This is a genomic window from Fibrobacter sp. UBA3629 (assembly GCF_002374005.1).
Lineage (GTDB): Bacteria > Fibrobacterota > Fibrobacteria > Fibrobacterales > Fibrobacteraceae > Fibrobacter.
Genome location: NZ_DFLC01000022.1, coordinates 86,808 through 105,123, shown reverse-complemented (window position 1 = coordinate 105,123; position 18,316 = coordinate 86,808). Strand labels below are relative to the sequence as shown.

Sequence of the window (18,316 nt, the reverse complement as noted above, 5' to 3'; positions counted from 1 at the left end):
ATTGCATTTTTGTGCAGTGAACCTATTGACATTTGCCCAAATGTTCATTATATTTATGTAGGTAAACACCAAGCCATAGCGAGGTCCATATGGAAAACAACAGCAAGCGCAAAGAATTGACAGCCCGTCAAGAGGAAATCTACGAGTACATCAAGAAGTACTCCAAAGAAAACCGCATGCCGCCTACGGTCCGTGAAATCGGCAACCACTTTGAAATCTCATCGACAAACGGCGTCCGTTCCATCCTGGCCGCCCTCATCAAGAAGGGCTACCTCAACCGAGCCCCGAGGCTCAGCCGCGGTATCGAAATTGTCGACACCGACGGTTCCGCAGCCGAAACGGCACCGAGCAACACCATCGAAATCCCCATCGTTGGCCGAGTCGCCGCCGGTACGCCCATCCTTGCAGTCCAGAACCTCGAAGGTACGGTCACCATCGACCGCGATTTCCTCGCCTGCCGCTCCGACGTCTTCGCGCTCCGCGTCAAGGGCGATTCCATGATCAATGCAGGCATTTTCGACGGCGACCTCATCTTCGCCCGCCAACAAAAGACTGCCGAACGCGGTGAAATCATCGTGGCACAGGTAGACAACGAGGCGACCGTAAAGTATTACCAGCCGCTCTCCGACCATATCGAACTGCGCCCCGCCAACCCGAAATACCGTCCCATCGTCGTCAACAAGGGAAAGGACTTCTCCATCGCGGGCCGTGTCATCGGTGTCATGCGCAAGGTGAACTAACCCCCGACCAAAGACCAAGACTATAGCAAAAGCCTCCGCAGTGCGGAGGCTTTAATGCTTTGACCCTGTTTCCTGCCCATCAATCCGGCAGAACCGGCACAAGCCTTAGTCCAGCGTATGGACCAGGAGGCCGTCGCGCAGCTTGGGCTCGAACCAGGTGCTCTTCGGCGGCATGATCTCGCCCGCATCGGCGATGTTCATGAGCTGGTCGAGCGTGGTCGGGAACATCGCGAAGGCACAGGTGCATTCACCGCTGTCCACGCGTTTCACGAGTTCGCCAAGACCGCGGATGCCACCGACGAAGTCGATGCGCTTGGAGGTACGCGGGTCGTCAATGTCGAAAATCGGCTTCAGCACGAGCTTCTGGAGCAAGGCCACGTCGAGGCTGTCGACCGGGCCCAGGTTCTTGAGGAACTTGTCCTTGAACGTGCAGGCGTACCACTTGCCCTGCAGGTACATGTTCACCTGGTTCTGCTTTGCCGGGTGCTGCATTTCGGCGAGCGGCTCGATATCGAACACGAGGCCCAGTTCTTCCATGAGCTGCTCCGGCGTGCGGCCGTTCAAGTCCTTCAGCACGCGGTTGTAGTCCAGAATCTTGAGCTGCGTGCTCGGGAACAGGATTGCGAGGTAGCGGTTGTATTCCTCCTCGCCCGTGTTCTTCGGGTTCTGCTCCGCGCGGTAGCTTGCGGCGCGGGCTCCGGCGGCACTGCGGTGGTGACCGTCGGCAATGTAGCTCACCGGAATCTCCTCGAAGCTCTTGCGGATGGCGGCAATCTCGGCATCGTCGTCGATAATCCAGACGGTGTGGCCAAAGCCGTCGCCGTCGCTCACGAAGTCATAGACGGGCTTGCGCTTGGTAACGGCACCGAACAGGTCGAACTGGCCGTTGTCGCGGTAAGTGAGGAACACCGGACCGGTATTGGCGTTGGTGTCGAGCACGTGGCGGAGGCGGTCCTCTTCCTTGTCGGCGCGGGTAAGTTCGTGCTTCTTGATAATGCCGTTGAAGTAGTCGGCGGCAGGCACGGTGCAAACAAGTCCGTACTGTTCGCGCCCGTTCATCGTCTGGCGGTAGACGTAGAGGCAGTCCTTCTTGTCGTGCGCGATGACACCCTCGGCAATCATCTTGTCGAGGTTCGCACGGGCATGCGCGTAGACCTTCGGGTCATAGGCGTCAACGCTGTCGTCGAGTTCGATCTCGGCACGGGTCACGCGCAGGTAGGAGTGCGGCAGGCCTTCGGCCATGGCCTTCGCTTCGGCGCGGTTCATCACGTCGTAAGGGAGTGCGGAAATGTCCTTGGCCTCGGCAGGGTTCACCGGGCGAAGGGCCTTGAACGGGTAGATGTGCATCATGGGCTTCTTTCCTTTGTGAGATTCCTTGATTAAAACTTCGTCCTCGGAAATGAGGTTGTGGATATAGCCGGTCTTGCCTTCAATCCACTTCTTCTTGCGGTAACTGACAACGAAATACGCAATGAAGAAGAAGATAAATCCGGTGATAGCGGCAACGATGGTTATACCAATCATGAAGGCGAGCAGGTGACCGGCGGCATTTTCCCAGAGGTTCTTGACAATGTCCAGGCAGTTGCGAACAGACATGCGCTCGAACTCGCCCAGAAAATCGAACTTGATCGGGTCGGGATCGACAATCTTGCAACCGATATAGTAGCCCGAGGGGTAGAATATGCCGAACTGGGTCACCGGGTTTGCAACGAAATCGGCAACGACACCCGGAACTTTCGGCAGGCGGAAAAGAGCGCAAAGAGCAACCGTGAGAATAATGGCCAAACCAATCGTGGGCCAGACACCGATAAACACGCCGATAAACACGGACCACGCCACCTTGAGCGCATCCTGCCTACGCGGGAACATACGGTTGTAATAGATTCTACTCAGCCTCTTGTATTTTGATTCCTGCTTTCTTCTCGATAAAACCATTTTTCCCTAACATCTTTTAAATTTCAGACCGCAAGATAGAAAAATTTACATGACGAAACAACCCAGAAAAAAGAAACTCCACAATTTGCTAAATTTGGGGCATGAAACACCTGATATCCAAGGAAGGATTCGACAAGTTCAAGGCCGAATGGGAACACCTAAAATACGTGGAACGCCCGGCCATGATTAACCAGGTCCAGGCCGCCGCAGCCGAAGGCGATCGCAGCGAAAACGCCGCCTATACCTACGGCCGCATGCGCGTCCGCGAAATCGACCGCAGGCTCCGGGAACTCGACCGCATCCTCGACGGGGCGCAAATTATCGAAACGGCAGCTCCAGACGACGGTTCCATCCGATTCGGAGCCACAGTCAAGCTACGAGACAAAAAAACGAAGCGCGAAAAGACCTACAGCATCGTCGGCGAAAAGGAAATTGACCCCCTCCAAGGCCGCATCAGCATGAAATCTCCCGTCGGAATGGCCCTCATCGGCAAGAAGCAGGGGGAAAGCGTCGAAGTGCAGGCCCCCAAGGGCAAAATCACCTACGAAATCGTGGATGTCGCGTACTAGAGTGGACGCCATGTTTATCGATACCCATTGCCACATCGACTCCTACGAGCGGCACGCCGGAGAAACCTTCGAGGCCCTCCTCGCGCGCCTCCGCTCCCCCGCCGCCTCCGAAAGCGGCCTCGCGCTTCCCGAAGCCTTTGTCCATGTGGCATGCGATCCCGCCGACTTCGCCCGCGGCCGCGAGCTCTCCGAAAAATACGGCAACGTTTATTCCGCCTACGGAATCCACCCGGAATACGTGGAAACGGAAACCGCGGCTGACGAGGCCCGCCTCCTCGAATACCTCGCCCACCCCAAATGTGTCGCCTGCGGCGAATTCGGCCTCGACTACCACTACGGCGCAGAGACGAAGGCCGCCCAGGTCAAGCTTTTCGAACGCCACCTCCAAATCGGCCTCCAGAGCGAAAAGCCGCTCGTGCTCCACCTGCGCGAAGCGGACGACGATGCACTTGCCGTCCTCTCAAACGCCGACCTCCACGGCCACAAGCTGCATATCCATTGCTTTACAGGCAGCCCCGAATTCGCAGAATCGCTTCTCGCCCTCGATGCGGAAATCTACATCGGGTTTACCGGCATCGTCACCTTCAGGAACGCCCAGAACGTCCGCGACGCGGCAAGCCTCGTACCGTTCGACCGCCTGCTCCTGGAGACGGACTCGCCCTACATGGCGCCCATCCCCTTCCGCGGAAAGCCGAGCCATTCCGGCCTCATCCCCTTTATCGCGCAAAAACTCGCCGAAATAAAAAACGTGCCCATAGAGGAACTCTACAGGCACTGTCGCGAAAACACACGCAACTGCTACGGGATCTAGGGCAACACGCTAGGCGCGCACGACCTGCGCCAGTTCCCTCTCGGCAGCATCTGCCGCAGGAGCCACGGCAGAATCCCCCGCATAATGTAATTTCATATAGTCGAGCGCATCTTCCGGCGAAAGAGGCTCGCTGAAGTAGAAGCCCTGGATCTGGCGGCAGCCTTCCCTACGCAGGAATTCGAGCTGTTCCACCGTCTCCACGCCCTCCGCAATAATGCTCAGGTTCAAAGACTTCGCGATACCGATAACCATCTTCGCAAACGCGGCATCTTCCTCGTCATCCGCCACGTGGTCGATAAACGACTTGTCCATCTTGAGCGTATGCACCGGCAAATGCTTCAGGTAAGAGAGGCTGCTGTAGCCCGTGCCGAAGTCATCGATAGAAATCTGGAGGCCCATGTTCGAGAGCGAGCGCATGATGTCGGCCGCCTTCTCCACTTCGCACGTCGCCGTGTATTCGGTAATCTCGAGTTTCAGGTTGCGCGGGTTGAGGTGCGTCTCTGCGAGAATCTTCTTCACATCGTCGACCATGCTTTCCATCGAGAACTGGCGCGCCGAGAAGTTCACAGCCACGCGGATATTCTCGTATCCCATGTCGACCCATTTCTTAGTCTGCTCGCAGGCCATGCGCAAAATAAGCGCCCCCATCGGAACGATGAGGCCTGTCTCTTCGGCCAGCGGGATGAATTCAGCCGGCGAAACGATCCCCTGCTTCGAATTGTTCCAGCGCACCAGCGCTTCGAAGCCGACAATCGCGTTGTCCGCGCCAATATCCACGATCGGCTGGTACATCAGCACGAATTCCTGGAACTGGATGGCGCGGCGGATCTCGTATTCGAGGCTGTAGAGCTTCATCGCCTTCTCGCGGATGCCTCCCGTCACGAACTGGATACTGCCGTGATTCACGCTCTTCTTAAGGTTGCGGAGGACCGCATTCGCACTCGCAAGGATATCCTCGACGCAGTCGGCATCCGTATTCACGACCACCGCCATCGAGATGCTGATAAACAGGTCGCGGCCGTCGAGCTGGATCGGGGACTTCACCTTGTTGTGCAGCTGCTTGACCGTCGAGAGAAGCCCCGTCTCCTTGTCTGAGAGATCGACATCGTGCAGGATAACCGCAAAGACATCGGGGCCGATTCGCGCCACAATGTCTTCTTCCTTGCAGAAAGCCTTGATACGTTCAGAGACAATCCGCAAAACGTTATCCCCGAAATTCATCGAATAGGAAGCATTGATGGAGCCGAAGCTGTCGATATCGAGCAGGACAACCGCCAACGTGCTATCGTGCCTGAGCGAAGCCGCTTCCATGTCCGCCTTGAGCTTCTCGAGGAAGAACTTGCGATTGTAGACCCCCGTCAGGGTATCCTGGTATACGTAGAAATAGTTCTGACGCTCCACCGCCTTGCTGTCCATCGCCGTGCTGATGAACCCTATCACACGAACGGGCCTGTTTTCGGCATCCACCTGCGTGCGGCCCGCGATAACCACCTGGTCGTATCCGTTTGCTCGACGCGACGAGAGACGCAGCGTACACGAGAAATTGCCGCCTTCGGCAAGCGCCTTCGAAAGTACCGACTTGAATTCCGTCCAGTCCTTCTCCATGATGTAGGACTTGAGCGCATAGAACGAATCCTCGAGGCCGCCCTTCGCGCCCAGGAGTTTCGCCACGCGGTTGGACCAGTAGACCTTCCCCGTCGGGACGCTGTAGGTCCAGAACCCATCCTGCGAGACGTCGATCATCATCTGGAAAATCTCGTCCTGCTCGTGGAGGTCCTTCTCGAAATCGCGGACAGGTTCAGTTTCGACAGAACTCGGAATTTCAATGTCGTTGCGAATTTTTTTCCGGTTCAGCGCCGTAGGGAACCGGTAAAAAATCGACACATAAGCAAGGAACACGATGGCAAGCACATAGGGCACAAGCATCAGGTAATTGTCGGTAAAGTCAAGGATGCCGGGAATAAACGCCGCAAAAAGGACGCAAGCGAACAGAAGGGCGAAGCGCAATATGATGTTTTCGTCGAATAATTTCATTCCAGCACCAATGATAAAAAAATTAAATCAAAAATGTACAATATGGATTATTCCCAATAGAAACAAAATATTTTTGTAAGCAAAAACACGTTCCAACTTCAAGTATTCCAACTTGGAGTATAACGACAAGGGAGGGCGCTGCCCTCCCAAATAAAAAAAGCCCCCGGCTTTTGACCGGAGGACTTTTTTGAAGGGAGATTCCCGCTCAAAGGCGGGAATGACAGCCTTAATTACACCGCGCCCTGCCACTTCATGGCATCGGCAACCTTGAGGAAGCCAGCGATGTTTGCGCCCATGACGAGGTTACCCTTCTGGCCGTACTTGACAGCAGCAGAGGAAGCAGCGGCGTAGATGCTCTTCATGATGCCTTCGAGCTTCTTGTCCACTTCTTCGAAGGTCCAGGAGAGACGTTCGGAGTTCTGGGACATTTCGAGGCCGGAGGTAGCCACGCCACCAGCGTTAGCAGCCTTGGCAGGTCCAAAGAGAACGCCGGCCTTCTGGAAGGCTTCGATAGCTTCCGGAGTAGACGGCATGTTTGCACCTTCGGCAACGGCCTTCACGCCGTTAGCGATAAGGGCCTTGGCACCTTCGAGGTCGAGTTCGTTCTGGGTAGCGCACGGAAGAGCGATGTCGCACTTGACCGTCCAGACACCCTTGGAACCTTCGTGGTATTCAGAACCCGGAACGAGCTTGGCGTATTCGCTAATGCGGGCGCGCTTCACGTTCTTGAGGTCGAGAACGACGTCGAGGTTGATGCCTTTCGGATCGTAGATGTAGCCGTTGGAGTCGGACATCGTCACGACCTTGCCACCGAGCTGAGTAGCCTTCTGGCATGCGAACTGAGCGACGTTACCGGAACCGGAAATCACGACGGTCTTGCCTTCGAAGGAGTCGTTGGCGAGGTCCTTGAGCATTTCGCGAGTGAAGTAGCAGAGGCCGTAGCCAGTAGCTTCGGTACGGGCGAGAGAGCCACCGTAGGAGAGGCCCTTACCGGTGAGAACGCCCACAAATTCGTTGCGGATGCGCTTGTACTGACCGAACATGTAACCGATTTCGCGAGCGCCAGTACCCTGGTCACCAGCCGGAACGTCCGTGTCAGCACCGACGTGCTTGCAGAGTTCAGTCATGAAGGACTGGCAGAAACGCATCACTTCGTTGTCGCTCTTGCCCTTAGGATCGAAGTCGGAACCGCCCTTGCCGCCGCCCATGGGGAGCGTGGTCAAGCTGTTCTTGAAGATCTGTTCGAAGCCGAGGAACTTCAGCATGGAAAGCGTCACTTCGTTACGGAGACGGATACCGCCCTTGTAGGGGCCGATGGCGGAGTTGAACTGCACGCGGTAGCCACGGTTCACCTGAACGTTACCCTTGTCATCGAGCCAAGGCACGCGGAAGGTGATCACGCGTTCCGGTTCGACGAGGCGGTCGATCACGCCGTTGGTTTCCCAGGACTTGTCCTGTTCGAGGACGGGGTCGAGGGATTCGAGGAATTCACGGACAGCCTGATGGAAGAGGGCCTGGTCCGGATCACGGGCGACGACCTTGTCATAGACTTTCTGAAGGTAAGCATTCTTGATTGCCATTTTATATATCTCCGTTGAGAGTTTTGATTGTTAATGTTTTTAACGTCTGTAAAGATAGCAAAGGGGCTTGACAAATAGTGAAAAACGGGCAAAAATCTTCAAAAACTTACATTTTTGTAAGTTAGTTTTTTGTCAGTTTTAAAAAGTTTGATTTTTCATAAAATTTAACGGCACAGGCAGACAAAAATCTACATTTTTGTAAGTTTAATATATAACGCACGCAAACGAAAACAAAATTTTACAATCAAGATACAAAAAAAGCATCCCCAGATGACGCAAAATGCCGTTTTTTTGCTTCTTATCGGGTATTTTTAAAAAATATTCCTGTAAGCGAGACATTTTTCTACATTTACGCGCGAAACAAAAAAAAGTAAAAAATCCTTTTTACAGGAGCTAATATGTGGGATAAGTCTTATCTCGAGAAACTCAACGAATACAAGGAAAAATCCATTGCGGGCGGCGGCGCCGCACGCGTCGAAAAGCAGCACTCGCAGGGCAAGCTAACCGCCCGCGAACGCCTCGAAATCCTCTTTGACAAGGGCACGTTCCGCGAAATCGGCGCCCTCCGCGTTTCTACGAGCCTCGATTTGCCCGAATCCAAGCGCATTTTTGGCGACGGCGTCGTGACCGGCTACGGCAAGGTAAACGGCAGGACCGTCTACGTGGCTTCGCAGGACTTTACCGTTAGCGGCGGCTCCCTCGGGTCTGCCCACGCGAAGAAGATCTGCCAGGCAATGGACCTCGCTCTCGAATCCATGTCCCCGTTCGTCTGCATCAACGACGGCGGTGGCGCCCGCATCGAAGAAGGCGTGAATTCTCTCGACGGCTACAGCGGCATCTTTACCCGCAACACGCTCGCCTCGGGCATCATCCCGCAGATTTCCGTAATCCTCGGACCCTGCGCGGGTGGCGCTTGCTACTCCCCCGCCATTACCGACTTTATCTTCATGACGGAAAAGACGAGCCAGATGTTCATCACGGGCCCAGGTGTCGTGAAGGCCGTGACTGCAGAAGTCGTGACCCCGGATCAGCTCGGTGGCGCTGGCGTTCATTTCTCGAAGTCGGGCGTTGCTCACTTTGTGTACCAGGACGACAAGGCTTGCCTCGAAGGCGTCCGTAACTTGCTCAGCTACCTCCCGCAGAACAATACCGAAAAGGCTTCCGAAAAGGCTGGCGAAATCGTCGACCGTTCTCTCGACATCGAAGAAATCATTCCGGACAACTTCAAGCGCGCTTACGACGTTCGCGACGTGATCGCTTGCTTTGCCGACAAGAATTCCTTCCTCGAAATCCAGCCGGAATTCGCAAAGAACGTTGTTATCGGTTTTGCACGCCTCGAAGGTAATGTCGTGGGTATCGTCGCTAACCAGCCGAAGTGCCTCGCCGGTTCTTTGGACGTGGACGCCAGCGACAAGGCCGCACGCTTCGTTCGCTTCTGCGACTGCTTCAACATTCCTATCCTCACGCTGGAAGACGTTCCGGGCTACATGCCGGGCACCAAGCAGGAACACAACGGCATCATCCGTCACGGCGCAAAGCTCCTGTACGCCTACGCCGAAGCGACCGTGCCGAAGCGTGACGCTTATCCTCCGCAAGGCATACGGTGGCGCCTATATCGCCATGAACAGCAAGAACCTGGGTGCCGACTAGCGTGTTCGCACTCCCGATTGCACAGCTCGCCGTGATGGGCGCTGAAGGTGCCGTCGACATCCTTCATAGGAAGGAAATCGCCGCCTCCGCCACCCCGGCCGAAACGCGCAAGCAGCTCATTGCCGAATACGAGGCGAAGTACCTCAACCCGTATATCGCCGCGAAGAACGGCTACATCGACGAGGTGATTTCGCCCGCGAACGTGCGCGACCGCCTGGCCACCGCCTTCGACTACCTCAAGAACAAGAAGAAGGCAAGGCTCTGGAGGAAGCACGGGAACATCCCGCTCTAAACAAAACTATTCTATTCTAATAATTATTATAATATATCAACCAGATTCTGGTGGAGCAGGCCGTTTGTAAAGACGGCCTGTTCTGCATCCACGAATTCGAGCGGTTGCCCGTCGATGCGGGTCGACATTCCGCCGGCTTCCTCGACCATCAGCGCGATGGCTGCGATATCCCACGGGTAGCTCATGGTCATCACAAAGCAATCGATGCGACCGCAGGCTGTAAAGCAACCCTCCACAACCGCAGAGCCAAGGCACTTGACACGTTCGAAGGCTTCCGCCTCGCGTGCGAAGTTGCGGGAATTCTGCTCGTTAATCTTCGAGACATCGCCCACGTTGAAATCGCCATTGCTTACGATGGCATGGACAGAATCCGCCTCGCGGCTCACATGGATCGGGCGTCCATTCATAAAGGCTCCCCCGCCCTTCGATGCAGTATAGAGTTCACCGAGTTTCGGGAGGTTGATTGCCGCCACGAGCGGCTTGCCCTCGAAATGGAGCGCGATGGAGATGCCCCAGAGCGGGATGCCGCGACTGAAATTGACCGTGCCATCGACCGGGTCGATAATCCACAGGTAGCGCGGGTCCTCGCCTTCGATAACGCCAGCCTCTTCGGTACGGATGCAATGCGTCGGGAACACACTTCGAATTCCCTCGACAATCAGCTTTTCGCTTGCGATATCGGCACGCGTCACCACGTCCTTCTTGGACTTGTAATGCACATCGCCCAGGTTTTGTTGGATTTCAAGACAGAGTTCACCGGCGCGCTTCGCAAGCGATTCGGCGACAGACAAAAACTTTTCTATTTCGGACATTTTAAAGAATTAAAAATTTATTCTGGATAAGCGCAGCAGCGGAATCCAATCGTCGTGGACTTGTAGAAAGACGCCGCCAGGCGGAAAGGAACCTTCTCGCCCGTCAAGAACACCACCTTGATTTCTGACGGAACATATTTGAGTCCGTTCGCAAGCGTGTCGAGCCAGGCATCGCCGCCCTTCCTGTATTCGGAATAGAGCGCATAGTCGGTACCGATGGAATTGCCGTTCGAATCCTGGACATCGAAGAACTGCAAAGTATCCTTGAAGTCCTTCATTGTCAGATAGGGTTTCTTCTCGTAAGGCGTCCGAGACGTATCGGCCTGGAACAAGGTATCAACCTTGGTCCCTTCTCGGTACAGGAAAATCGTATCGGTCGAATAGGCCGGGCGCGTAAAGTACGGGAAAGAACGGTTGGTGCAATAGGCGAGCGACTCACGGTCGAGTCCGTTGTAAATCTTGAAGCTAGAGCCCTTCACCACGGCCGATGTATCTTCGGACTTGCCGATGACCCATTCCTGGTATTGCCCGGGCAGGTCGCGGATGCCGTCGGGGTTTACGCAGCGCGGATTGCGCTTGGAAATGTCTGCCGCGGAGATGGAATCGTTCGTCCCGACATTGCAGTAGCCGAAAAGGAAGGAACTCGCATCGACAGAAAGTTCGTTCAATACACCATACGAAAGCGAACCACCCGAGAGGCAGACAAGCTCCCAGTCGCGTTCGTTGCAAAGACTCACCTTGAATCCGCTCGCCGAAACAGCCTCGCAGGCGGCAACCGCCTCGGAGTGCCGCACGTTGACAACGAATTCGCCGGAATCGTTCCGGTGTTCGAACTTTTCCATGCAGAACTTCGACGAATCAGAAACGGAAACAGGAACAAACCCTTCCGGACATTCCAGTTCAGACGCGAGCGCGCCCGGAGAGACATAAACGGTATCGACCAACGCGGCGGAATAATAACCGGACTTGTCCTTGGAACGGATGCGGAAAACAATCGTATCCCCCGGGGAAACCCAGCGGATGGTATCAGTCACAAAAATTCCCGTCGCGGAAGCCACCATGGTATCCCCATCTAGCGCATAGCGCTTGGAGAACCGCCCTGCGGCAAGCGTCGTGTCGTCATAAATCTTCCAGTTCTTGTCCAGGGCGCTATAACGTTCGATGATATAAGTCTGAACCGTATCATAGCACAGCGTAAAAAGACACGTATCCGGAATGAGGACGATGGAATCCGACTTGATTGGGTGCTTGACCTCGTAAGGATCGACGCTCATGCTCCAGAATATGCGGAGCCGGTTGTTGCTGTCGAGGCGCGCCTTTCCGGGGAAAAGGGAATCTTCAAGAATAAAGATGCGAGTCGGCATCACCGGAGCAACAGAATCCGTCGTGATAAAGAGCTGGTTAGTTTCAACCGTAGAAAGTCCTTCCGTCCCGGAGGAATTGCCTGCGGCATCCCAGGCGGACAGGCCAATCGTGTATTCGGACTTGGACTGCAGGCCCCTGATGACCATGCGGAAACGGTTGAGAGAATCGACATCGGCATCAAAGCCCTTGCCGTCGATTATCGAGAGGCGCAGATAATTCTTGTCCTTGTCCGTGTGCGACACGGAATCGAACCAGACAGAATCCGCATTCGCGCGGATTCGGGAATGTCGCCTATAGAACTTGGAACCCGTAGAATCCACGCCGTCGGCCGTGGTGAGTATCACCTTAAGGTTCCGCAAGTCCTCGTTCTTGTCGGCCGAATAGATAACCACATTGTAGCCGACAATTTCGCCGGATAGCTCGGCCGGCTTGTAGAAATCCACCTGGTCCGTCGGACGGAACCATTCGAAAAGAGCCCCGTTTGTCCAGACAGAATCAAATATCGTCACGCGAGAGGGCGGCAGGTCATCGCCAAAATGAAGGAATACGCGCTGGACAGAGCCAGGATCCTTATCATCGGAATACTTGCAGAAAAGAGCCACCTGCAGGCTGTCGTATTTTCCGATGTATTCCTGCACAAGTTCGGTCAAGTCGAGCGTGTCGTAGTAACTCGACGTTCCCTTGGGATATTCGATAAATTGCGTCGCCTTGTCGATCTGTTTGGAGGAAACCGCTTTCGAGGTGTCGTCGACGACAAACGTATCGAGCCAGACGACAAGGCCCGAATAATGTTCACGTTCGATAGGATAATGGTAGCGGATACGGTAGCAGGCCGAAGAGTCCCCTTCGTCGGCACAGCTACGAAGGACGCTCATTTCCATGATTTCGCGGTCAAAAAGGAATTCTGTCCCTTCCTCTTCGTCGGAACAGGCGACCAAGGCAAAAAACAGGGCCGCAAACGCAAAAAATGTCGAGAACAGCAATCTCATTGGCAGAAAAATAGCAATTTAACGCATGCCGAGCCCATTAAACATTGCCAAAATACTTCAAAAGCGGCTTTTTTTCGGGTTAATCGAACTTTTTCTGCAAATAAATTATAAATTAGTGATCAGTTAAAGAGGAAGACTATGAAGAAGAAAATTTTAATTCCCGTACTCGCCATGACTGCTCTCGCCCTTACCGCCTGTGGCGACAGCGGTTCCACCAAGCCTTGCCAGAAGCCGGTATATTGCTATAGAACAACACTGGACGACAACAGAGAATGCAATCCAGATAAAGCCTATATTGACGCCAAGGTACAAAAGGCAAAAGAAGAAGGCTTTTTCAAGGAAGAATTCGAGGACTGCTGGGAAATGTAGCGCCCCAGCGCCGTTTGCTCGCTACTGGACAAACAGCGGGGCTTCCTTAGCGAAATCCTCAACCATGTACCGGAGTGACGTTTCCCAGTCGCTCCGTGTAACGGCGAACATATAGCTGTTCCTCCCCCGTGCATAGCCATAGCCTAAATTCTTTTTCGTTCTTGCATCGTAGAAGGCATAAGTGCATTTCATTGTAAAATAGGAATAGGTCGTGGCCATCATCATTCCATTTGCAGTAGTGACATAACGGACCTCTTGTTCTCGACCAATCCAGGTATTTGTCACAACGAGATAGACATCGGCATCCGCCTGAATATGATCGAAAGAAGGAACCATGAAATCCTTGTCCGCCAACTCACGCCTCTTGTAGCTTACCTCGTTAGGCTGGATCAGTTTCATGGAATACTGGGTTCCGTTTTGCGACCTCGTTATCAAATTTTGCTTCAACTCCGGGCCAAACCACTTCGCAAAATTAGACGTATACTCCGGCAAGTCGTCACTCAAATCGTCCGGCACAACCACCTTGGGCATCGTGAAGACAACCTTGACACTCTTGGGTTGAGGTTTACCCTTCCAGTCTTCATCTATGAAATAACGGGGGGCGCTACAGGCAGAAAACACAATGCCTGCAATTAACGAGAAAAGAACAAGTTTGATTGAATTCATATAACTCCTAATATAAAAACTAGAAACGCGTGACAGGGGTCTTGCCTAGGATTTTCAGCATCAGCTGACGCACGTTTTCGTACCAGCCCTGCTCCATCGCAATTTCCTCGTGGAAAACACTTTCCTCGAGGTGTCCGTACGCAAGCCGCTTGCCGCTTTTCACGTCGTAAACGACATAGTCGGCATCAATCTCGGTAGATTCACCCTTGATCGTGATTCCCGCGGAGGCAACGGAGGCCATTGCGGCGCCACCCGCAGGAACAACCATGACCGCTCCCACGGGAGAGCCACCAACGGTCCTCGAGCTCTCCGAAAAGACCATCTGGACGTTGTCCAGTATCATGTAGATATCGAAACTGTCCGACATCGCTTCGACCTTCGGAATCTGGACTTCGACACCGCTCATGTTCAGCGGTTCATGCGAAATTTTCTTCTTGGAAATTTTTTCCACCACGCACGGAACGTTCGAGTTGAACTGCATGGCATGATCGACCTTCTCCCTGAACCAGTCCGAAATCGGGTCCATCACGTCGGGTAAAGTTTCTTCATCCGAAACAGTGGGTTTCGTAACCAGGATTTTCATCTTCGCGGGTTTCTGGGTCCAGCCAGCATCCAGGAACTGGCGTTCCGACGAGCAACCGACACAAAGCAAGAACAACAGGAAAACCACAAACAACTTTGTTTTCATAAATAATCACCTTTCTGAATGCGAAATATAAAAAACCCTGTCGTAGTTTGTCTACAACAGGGTCGTTTATTTACAAAGCCATAAACTGAGTATACAACTCAGTCCTAACTTAGTCGCCAGTATGGTAGTTCGGGGCTTCCTTCGTGATGGTCACATCGTGCGGGTGAGATTCGCGAAGGCCTGCGCCCGTAATGCGCACGAAAGTCGCCTTCTTGTAAAGTTCATCGAGGTTTGCAGCACCGGCGTAGCCCATCGCGGAATGGATACCGCCAATCAGCTGGTAAACGGTGTCGCGGAGCGGGCCCTTGTAGGGCACGCGGCCTTCGATGCCTTCCGGAACGAACTTGCGCGGTTCCTGCACGCCGCCCTGGAAGTAACGGTCAGCAGAACCAGCCTTCATCGCACCGAGGGAACCCATGCCGCGGTAGCTCTTGTAGCTACGGCCATCGGCGAGAATGACTTCGCCCGGAGCTTCTTCGGTACCTGCAAAGAGCGAGCCCACCATCACGGCGTGACCACCGGCAGCGAGAGCCTTCACGATGTCGCCCGAGAACTTGAGACCACCGTCGGCAATGATCTTCACGCCAACCTTGCGGGCCATCTTGCCGCATTCAACGACAGCAGAGAACTGCGGGTAACCGACACCGGCAACAATACGCGTGGTGCAGATGGAACCCGGACCGATACCCACCTTCACGATGTTCGCGCCGCACTTGGCAAGTTCCGCAACCGCTTCCGGAGTGCAGACGTTGCCTGCGCAAATCGTGAGCTTCGGGTATTTTTTGCGGACGGTCTTCACCATGTTGCGCACACCGATGTGGTGACCGTGAGCCGTATCGATAATGAGCAGGTCGACGCCGGCGTCCACGAGGGCGGCGACGCGTTCAAGAGTGTTGGCAGAAGTACTGACAGCGGCACCCACGAGCAACTGGCCGTTCTTGTCGAGGCTAGCGTTCGGGTTGTTTTCGCGCTTCAAGATGTCAGTCATCGTGATGAGGCCCTTCAGTGCACCGGAGGCATCCACCAGCGGGAGCTTCTCGATACGCTTTTCGGCGAGGATTTCCTTCGCCTTCGCGAGGCTCACCTTCGGGCTAGCCGTCACCGGGTTCTTCGTCATCACGGAACTGATCTTCACGTTCATGTCGCTCACCGTGCGCAGGTCGCGGCTCGTGAGCATGCCCACAAGCTTGCCCTTCGAAAGAATCGGGAAGCCGCTCACCTTGTTGCGGGCGCGGAGTTCAAAAGCAGCGGAGACCGGCTGGTCGGCATCGAGCGTCACCGGGTTCACAACGATACCGGACTGCCACCGCTTGACCTTGCGGACTTCTTCGGCCTGTTCTTCGACGCTCATGTTTTTGTGGATGATGCCAAGACCACCCTGCAGGGCGAGCGAAATAGCCAAGGGAGCCGTCGTCACGGTATCCATGGCGGCACTGATGATAGGAATGTTCAGCTTGATATTCGGAGCGAGCTGTGTGCTCACGTCGGTCTGGGCCGGCAAGACAGAAGATTCAGCGGGAACAAGGAGGACGTCGTCAAACGTCAAAGCTTCTGGCAAAAGTTTCATAAATTACCTCTTTTGCGCATAGAATATAGCAATTTTACACAAAAGAGGCCAGCAAAAAGACAAAAGAAATACGTAAAAAAAGACTATTTGCCATTGTAGCGTTCCATGCACTTTTCGATGCCGAATTTGAAATAGCATTCCACGAGCGCGGGGACTTTCGCGATGGCCTCCTCAAAGACGGGTCGGTCTTCGGGCGAAAACTTCGCCAAGACCCAGTTGGAAAGGTCGAACTTGGGCGGACACTTGCCCACACCGAAACGGATGCGCGGGAACTTGTCGCCCACGTGCTCGATGATATTCCGGAGCCCGTTCTGGCCTCCGTGACTGCCATCCTTGCGGCAACGGATGCGGCCTACGTCCAAATTAATGTCGTCGCTAAAGACCAGCAGATGGTCGACCTTCACCTTGTACCAGGTCATCAGGGCCTGAACAGCCTCGCCCGAGAGGTTCATGTAGGTCTGCGGCTTTGCGAGCAGGCATTCCTCGCCCGCGATGTTCACCTTCATGGTAAGCGCCTTGTGTTCGCTTTTCCAGTCCTTGTTCGGGTCGGCCAATTTTTCGACAGCCATAAAGCCCGCGTTGTGGTGAGTGTTAGAGTACTGAGTACCAGGATTTCCGAGACCGACTATAATGTACATGATTCAGATCCGATAAGGTTAAACCTAGAGAAAAGCGTTACGGGGCGTAGCGGCTAGACGCGACCTCGCCCAGGTTCGTCCGGATAAGGAAATTGGATTCGCCCGTCTGGCGCTTGGCATGGAAGAAGTGGAGATGGTGCCAGGTGTCATCGGCCCAGCCGGTCGCATCGGTCACACCGTCACAGTTCGAATAATCAGCCAAAGGTTCACCCGCATGGCAACCGTGTCCGTTCCGCGCAAGGACAAACATGTCGATGCTGCCGGGCGTCGGGGAATGCGTTCCGCCGAGGTCGATGGCCAGCACGCCGTCCACAAACACCCAGATGTCGTCATCGCCCGCAATTTCGAAAACTTCGGGACTGGGAACCTGGTTTGCCGAGCGGTACTTGAACTTCACGTAGCCCATTTCCGTAAAGCCGAAATTACGGAGGTGATGCAAGCCAACATTATAAGGCGCAGCCCCGGCCGCTGCCATAGCCGCATCCGGAGACCTAGGACCGCCATTCACAAGCCATGCCGCACAGAGTTGATCGGTACTGGCGTTCATCGCATCCTTCTGGTCGGGCGCATACTGGTAATCGTACGGCGGACAGGTAATGGAAAGCGACTGCGGCCCCCACTGTTCACACTGGTCCGTCGTGCATCCGCCGTTCTCCTTCGTTGCCACCGACTTGAAACTGAGAGTAACAGCATCGACAACATCCAGAGGGAAATAGCCGCCGTTGCTGTAGTTGTAATCGATAGAATAGGCATTGGACGCATCGGAGGGAATCACGAGAGCCGTATTGGTGCGCTTAGCAAAGGAATTATCGTCACTATACCATTGGTCGAAGAACTGGTTGTCGCAGAGTTCGCCTGCCTTCAGGATTTTCACGCCGTCGAGCATGTCGATTTTGCCCGTCTCTGGATCCGGGGTGAACGCAAGGTGAGGCTGCACCATGCCGGGAGTGTAGTACACGGGATTAGACCACATGACATCGGTACACTTGGAGCCACGAACCGCCGCGTCGGTCACCTTCGCATAACCATGGCGTGTACGTCCCGACTCTTCCTTGTCGGCACATTCGCCATACTTGAGCGTATCTGTCGCCGTCGTCCTTTGCAGGTAAGTCGGCAACATCAGGTTCACCACATTCGGCAATCCATCCTGGCCAATCCAGGCTCCCGTCTTGGAGTTGACGTTGCCGCAAGTCATATGATAAGCTTCAAGCGCATACCAGGAAGCATCGTACCCCGGCAAACCGGCATTGAGAATCAGTTCGCCACAAAGCCCTGACGTAGCTCCCTTGAGTTCGCAATAATTATAGTCTCCCCTGCTCGCATATTCGCTGGAGAAATTCTCGAAGTCCGGATGCGTCACCTGGAAATCGCGGATAACCAGGTCGAACGTGATACCGCCAGCCTCGGCCGTGTTTACGACGGTCTCGGAACTGCTCGAAGGCGTGCCACCGTTCTGGGGATTGCTCCCATGATTCTCGTTTTCGTCGGGGCCATTGGGGCCGCCGTAATTGCCGTGCGGCCTCTGCGGGTTATCGTTGCATGCCACAAGCAGGGCCGACATGGCAAGGGGAACGAAAGCAGAAAGAACAAAATTGCGAGGTTTTTTCATGG

14 protein-coding genes and 2 pseudogenes are annotated in these 18,316 nt (G+C 54.5%); 5 read left to right on the top strand and 11 right to left on the bottom strand.

The features are described from left to right. The first annotated feature begins 89 nt into the window (after positions 1-89). Positions 90-740, top strand: a complete 651-nt coding sequence (gene lexA, locus B2310_RS07755) for a transcriptional repressor LexA (RefSeq protein ID WP_173382866.1) — start codon at positions 90-92, stop codon at positions 738-740. A gap of 105 nt (positions 741-845) precedes the next feature. Here the strand turns inward: lexA and B2310_RS07750 are convergent, their stop codons facing one another. Then, entirely contained in the window at positions 846-2,090 is a 1,245-nt protein-coding gene (locus tag B2310_RS07750; RefSeq protein ID WP_349679645.1) for a DUF1015 domain-containing protein, read from the bottom strand. A gap of 99 nt (positions 2,091-2,189) precedes the next feature. Then, a pseudogene (locus B2310_RS13355) lies at positions 2,190-2,675 on the bottom strand (DUF2062 domain-containing protein); the annotation flags it as partial. 101 nt (positions 2,676-2,776) lie between these two features. Between B2310_RS13355 and greA the strand changes: the two are divergent. Beyond that, positions 2,777-3,244, top strand: a complete 468-nt coding sequence (gene greA, locus B2310_RS07745) for a transcription elongation factor GreA (protein ID WP_173382864.1) — start codon at positions 2,777-2,779, stop codon at positions 3,242-3,244. Then, positions 3,231-4,055 carry a TatD family hydrolase gene (locus tag B2310_RS07740; RefSeq protein WP_290730253.1) on the top strand — a complete coding sequence of 275 codons (825 nt, stop codon included), beginning with the start codon at positions 3,231-3,233 and terminating at the stop codon, positions 4,053-4,055. The genes greA and B2310_RS07740 overlap by 14 nt, the downstream gene beginning before the upstream one ends. Before the next feature lie 9 nt (positions 4,056-4,064). Here B2310_RS07740 and B2310_RS07735 read toward each other — a convergent pair whose 3' ends face one another. Continuing rightward, positions 4,065-6,089 carry a putative bifunctional diguanylate cyclase/phosphodiesterase gene (locus B2310_RS07735; protein WP_290730250.1) on the bottom strand — a complete coding sequence of 675 codons (2,025 nt, stop codon included), beginning with the start codon at positions 6,087-6,089 and terminating at the stop codon, positions 4,065-4,067. 230 nt (positions 6,090-6,319) lie between these two features. After that, a complete protein-coding gene (gene gdhA / locus B2310_RS07730; RefSeq protein ID WP_290730247.1) occupies positions 6,320-7,669 on the bottom strand; it encodes an NADP-specific glutamate dehydrogenase in 1,350 nt (449 codons plus the stop codon). Positions 7,670-8,067: 398 nt separating this feature from the next. On the opposite strand from gdhA, the pseudogene B2310_RS07725 reads away from it, so the two are divergent. Continuing rightward, positions 8,068-9,611, top strand: a pseudogene (locus B2310_RS07725) (acyl-CoA carboxylase subunit beta). 26 nt (positions 9,612-9,637) lie between these two features. On the opposite strand, the gene B2310_RS07715 reads toward B2310_RS07725, so the two are convergent. After that, complete coding sequence (locus tag B2310_RS07715) at positions 9,638-10,423, bottom strand: inositol monophosphatase family protein (protein WP_173366958.1); 786 nt, start codon at positions 10,421-10,423, stop codon at positions 9,638-9,640. A 17-nt stretch (positions 10,424-10,440) separates the two neighbouring features. Continuing rightward, entirely contained in the window at positions 10,441-12,777 is a 2,337-nt protein-coding gene (locus B2310_RS07710; RefSeq protein WP_290730237.1) for a hypothetical protein, read from the bottom strand. 138 nt (positions 12,778-12,915) lie between these two features. On the opposite strand from B2310_RS07710, the gene B2310_RS07705 reads away from it, so the two are divergent. Continuing rightward, positions 12,916-13,146, top strand: coding sequence for a hypothetical protein (locus B2310_RS07705; protein WP_290730234.1), 231 nt, complete (start codon positions 12,916-12,918; stop codon positions 13,144-13,146). A gap of 21 nt (positions 13,147-13,167) precedes the next feature. Here B2310_RS07705 and B2310_RS07700 read toward each other — a convergent pair whose 3' ends face one another. The 5 genes from B2310_RS07700 to B2310_RS07680 form a co-directional block, all read right to left on the bottom strand. After that, the gene (locus tag B2310_RS07700; RefSeq protein ID WP_290730232.1) at positions 13,168-13,812 is read right to left on the bottom strand and encodes a hypothetical protein; all 645 of its coding nucleotides are present in this window, start codon (positions 13,810-13,812) and stop codon (positions 13,168-13,170) included. 19 nt (positions 13,813-13,831) lie between these two features. Further along, complete coding sequence (locus B2310_RS07695) at positions 13,832-14,500, bottom strand: hypothetical protein (RefSeq protein ID WP_290730229.1); 669 nt, start codon at positions 14,498-14,500, stop codon at positions 13,832-13,834. A gap of 109 nt (positions 14,501-14,609) precedes the next feature. Continuing rightward, positions 14,610-16,067 carry an IMP dehydrogenase gene (guaB, locus tag B2310_RS07690; protein WP_097035637.1) on the bottom strand — a complete coding sequence of 486 codons (1,458 nt, stop codon included), beginning with the start codon at positions 16,065-16,067 and terminating at the stop codon, positions 14,610-14,612. A gap of 83 nt (positions 16,068-16,150) precedes the next feature. After that, complete coding sequence (gene pth / locus B2310_RS07685) at positions 16,151-16,705, bottom strand: aminoacyl-tRNA hydrolase (RefSeq protein WP_073114295.1); 555 nt, start codon at positions 16,703-16,705, stop codon at positions 16,151-16,153. Between the two features lie 37 nt (positions 16,706-16,742). Beyond that, complete coding sequence (locus B2310_RS07680; RefSeq protein ID WP_290730224.1) at positions 16,743-18,314, bottom strand: fibro-slime domain-containing protein; 1,572 nt, start codon at positions 18,312-18,314, stop codon at positions 16,743-16,745. Between the last annotated feature and the right edge of the window lie 2 nt (positions 18,315-18,316).

Coding starts and splice junctions, on each gene's coding strand:
- B2310_RS07710 (WP_290730237.1), bottom strand. CDS start 12,777: ATGAGATTGCTGTTCTCGACATTTTTTGCGTTTGCGGCCCTGTTTTTT.
- B2310_RS07700 (WP_290730232.1), bottom strand. CDS start 13,812: ATGAATTCAATCAAACTTGTTCTTTTCTCGTTAATTGCAGGCATTGTG.
- gdhA (WP_290730247.1), bottom strand. CDS start 7,669: ATGGCAATCAAGAATGCTTACCTTCAGAAAGTCTATGACAAGGTCGTC.
- lexA (WP_173382866.1), top strand. CDS start 90: ATGGAAAACAACAGCAAGCGCAAAGAATTGACAGCCCGTCAAGAGGAA.
- B2310_RS07740 (WP_290730253.1), top strand. CDS start 3,231: ATGTCGCGTACTAGAGTGGACGCCATGTTTATCGATACCCATTGCCAC.
- B2310_RS07735 (WP_290730250.1), bottom strand. CDS start 6,089: ATGAAATTATTCGACGAAAACATCATATTGCGCTTCGCCCTTCTGTTC.
- B2310_RS07715 (WP_173366958.1), bottom strand. CDS start 10,423: ATGTCCGAAATAGAAAAGTTTTTGTCTGTCGCCGAATCGCTTGCGAAG.
- B2310_RS07705 (WP_290730234.1), top strand. CDS start 12,916: ATGAAGAAGAAAATTTTAATTCCCGTACTCGCCATGACTGCTCTCGCC.
- greA (WP_173382864.1), top strand. CDS start 2,777: ATGAAACACCTGATATCCAAGGAAGGATTCGACAAGTTCAAGGCCGAA.
- B2310_RS07680 (WP_290730224.1), bottom strand. CDS start 18,314: ATGAAAAAACCTCGCAATTTTGTTCTTTCTGCTTTCGTTCCCCTTGCC.
- B2310_RS07750 (WP_349679645.1), bottom strand. CDS start 2,090: ATGATGCACATCTACCCGTTCAAGGCCCTTCGCCCGGTGAACCCTGCC.
- pth (WP_073114295.1), bottom strand. CDS start 16,705: ATGTACATTATAGTCGGTCTCGGAAATCCTGGTACTCAGTACTCTAAC.
- B2310_RS07695 (WP_290730229.1), bottom strand. CDS start 14,500: ATGAAAACAAAGTTGTTTGTGGTTTTCCTGTTGTTCTTGCTTTGTGTC.
- guaB (WP_097035637.1), bottom strand. CDS start 16,067: ATGAAACTTTTGCCAGAAGCTTTGACGTTTGACGACGTCCTCCTTGTT.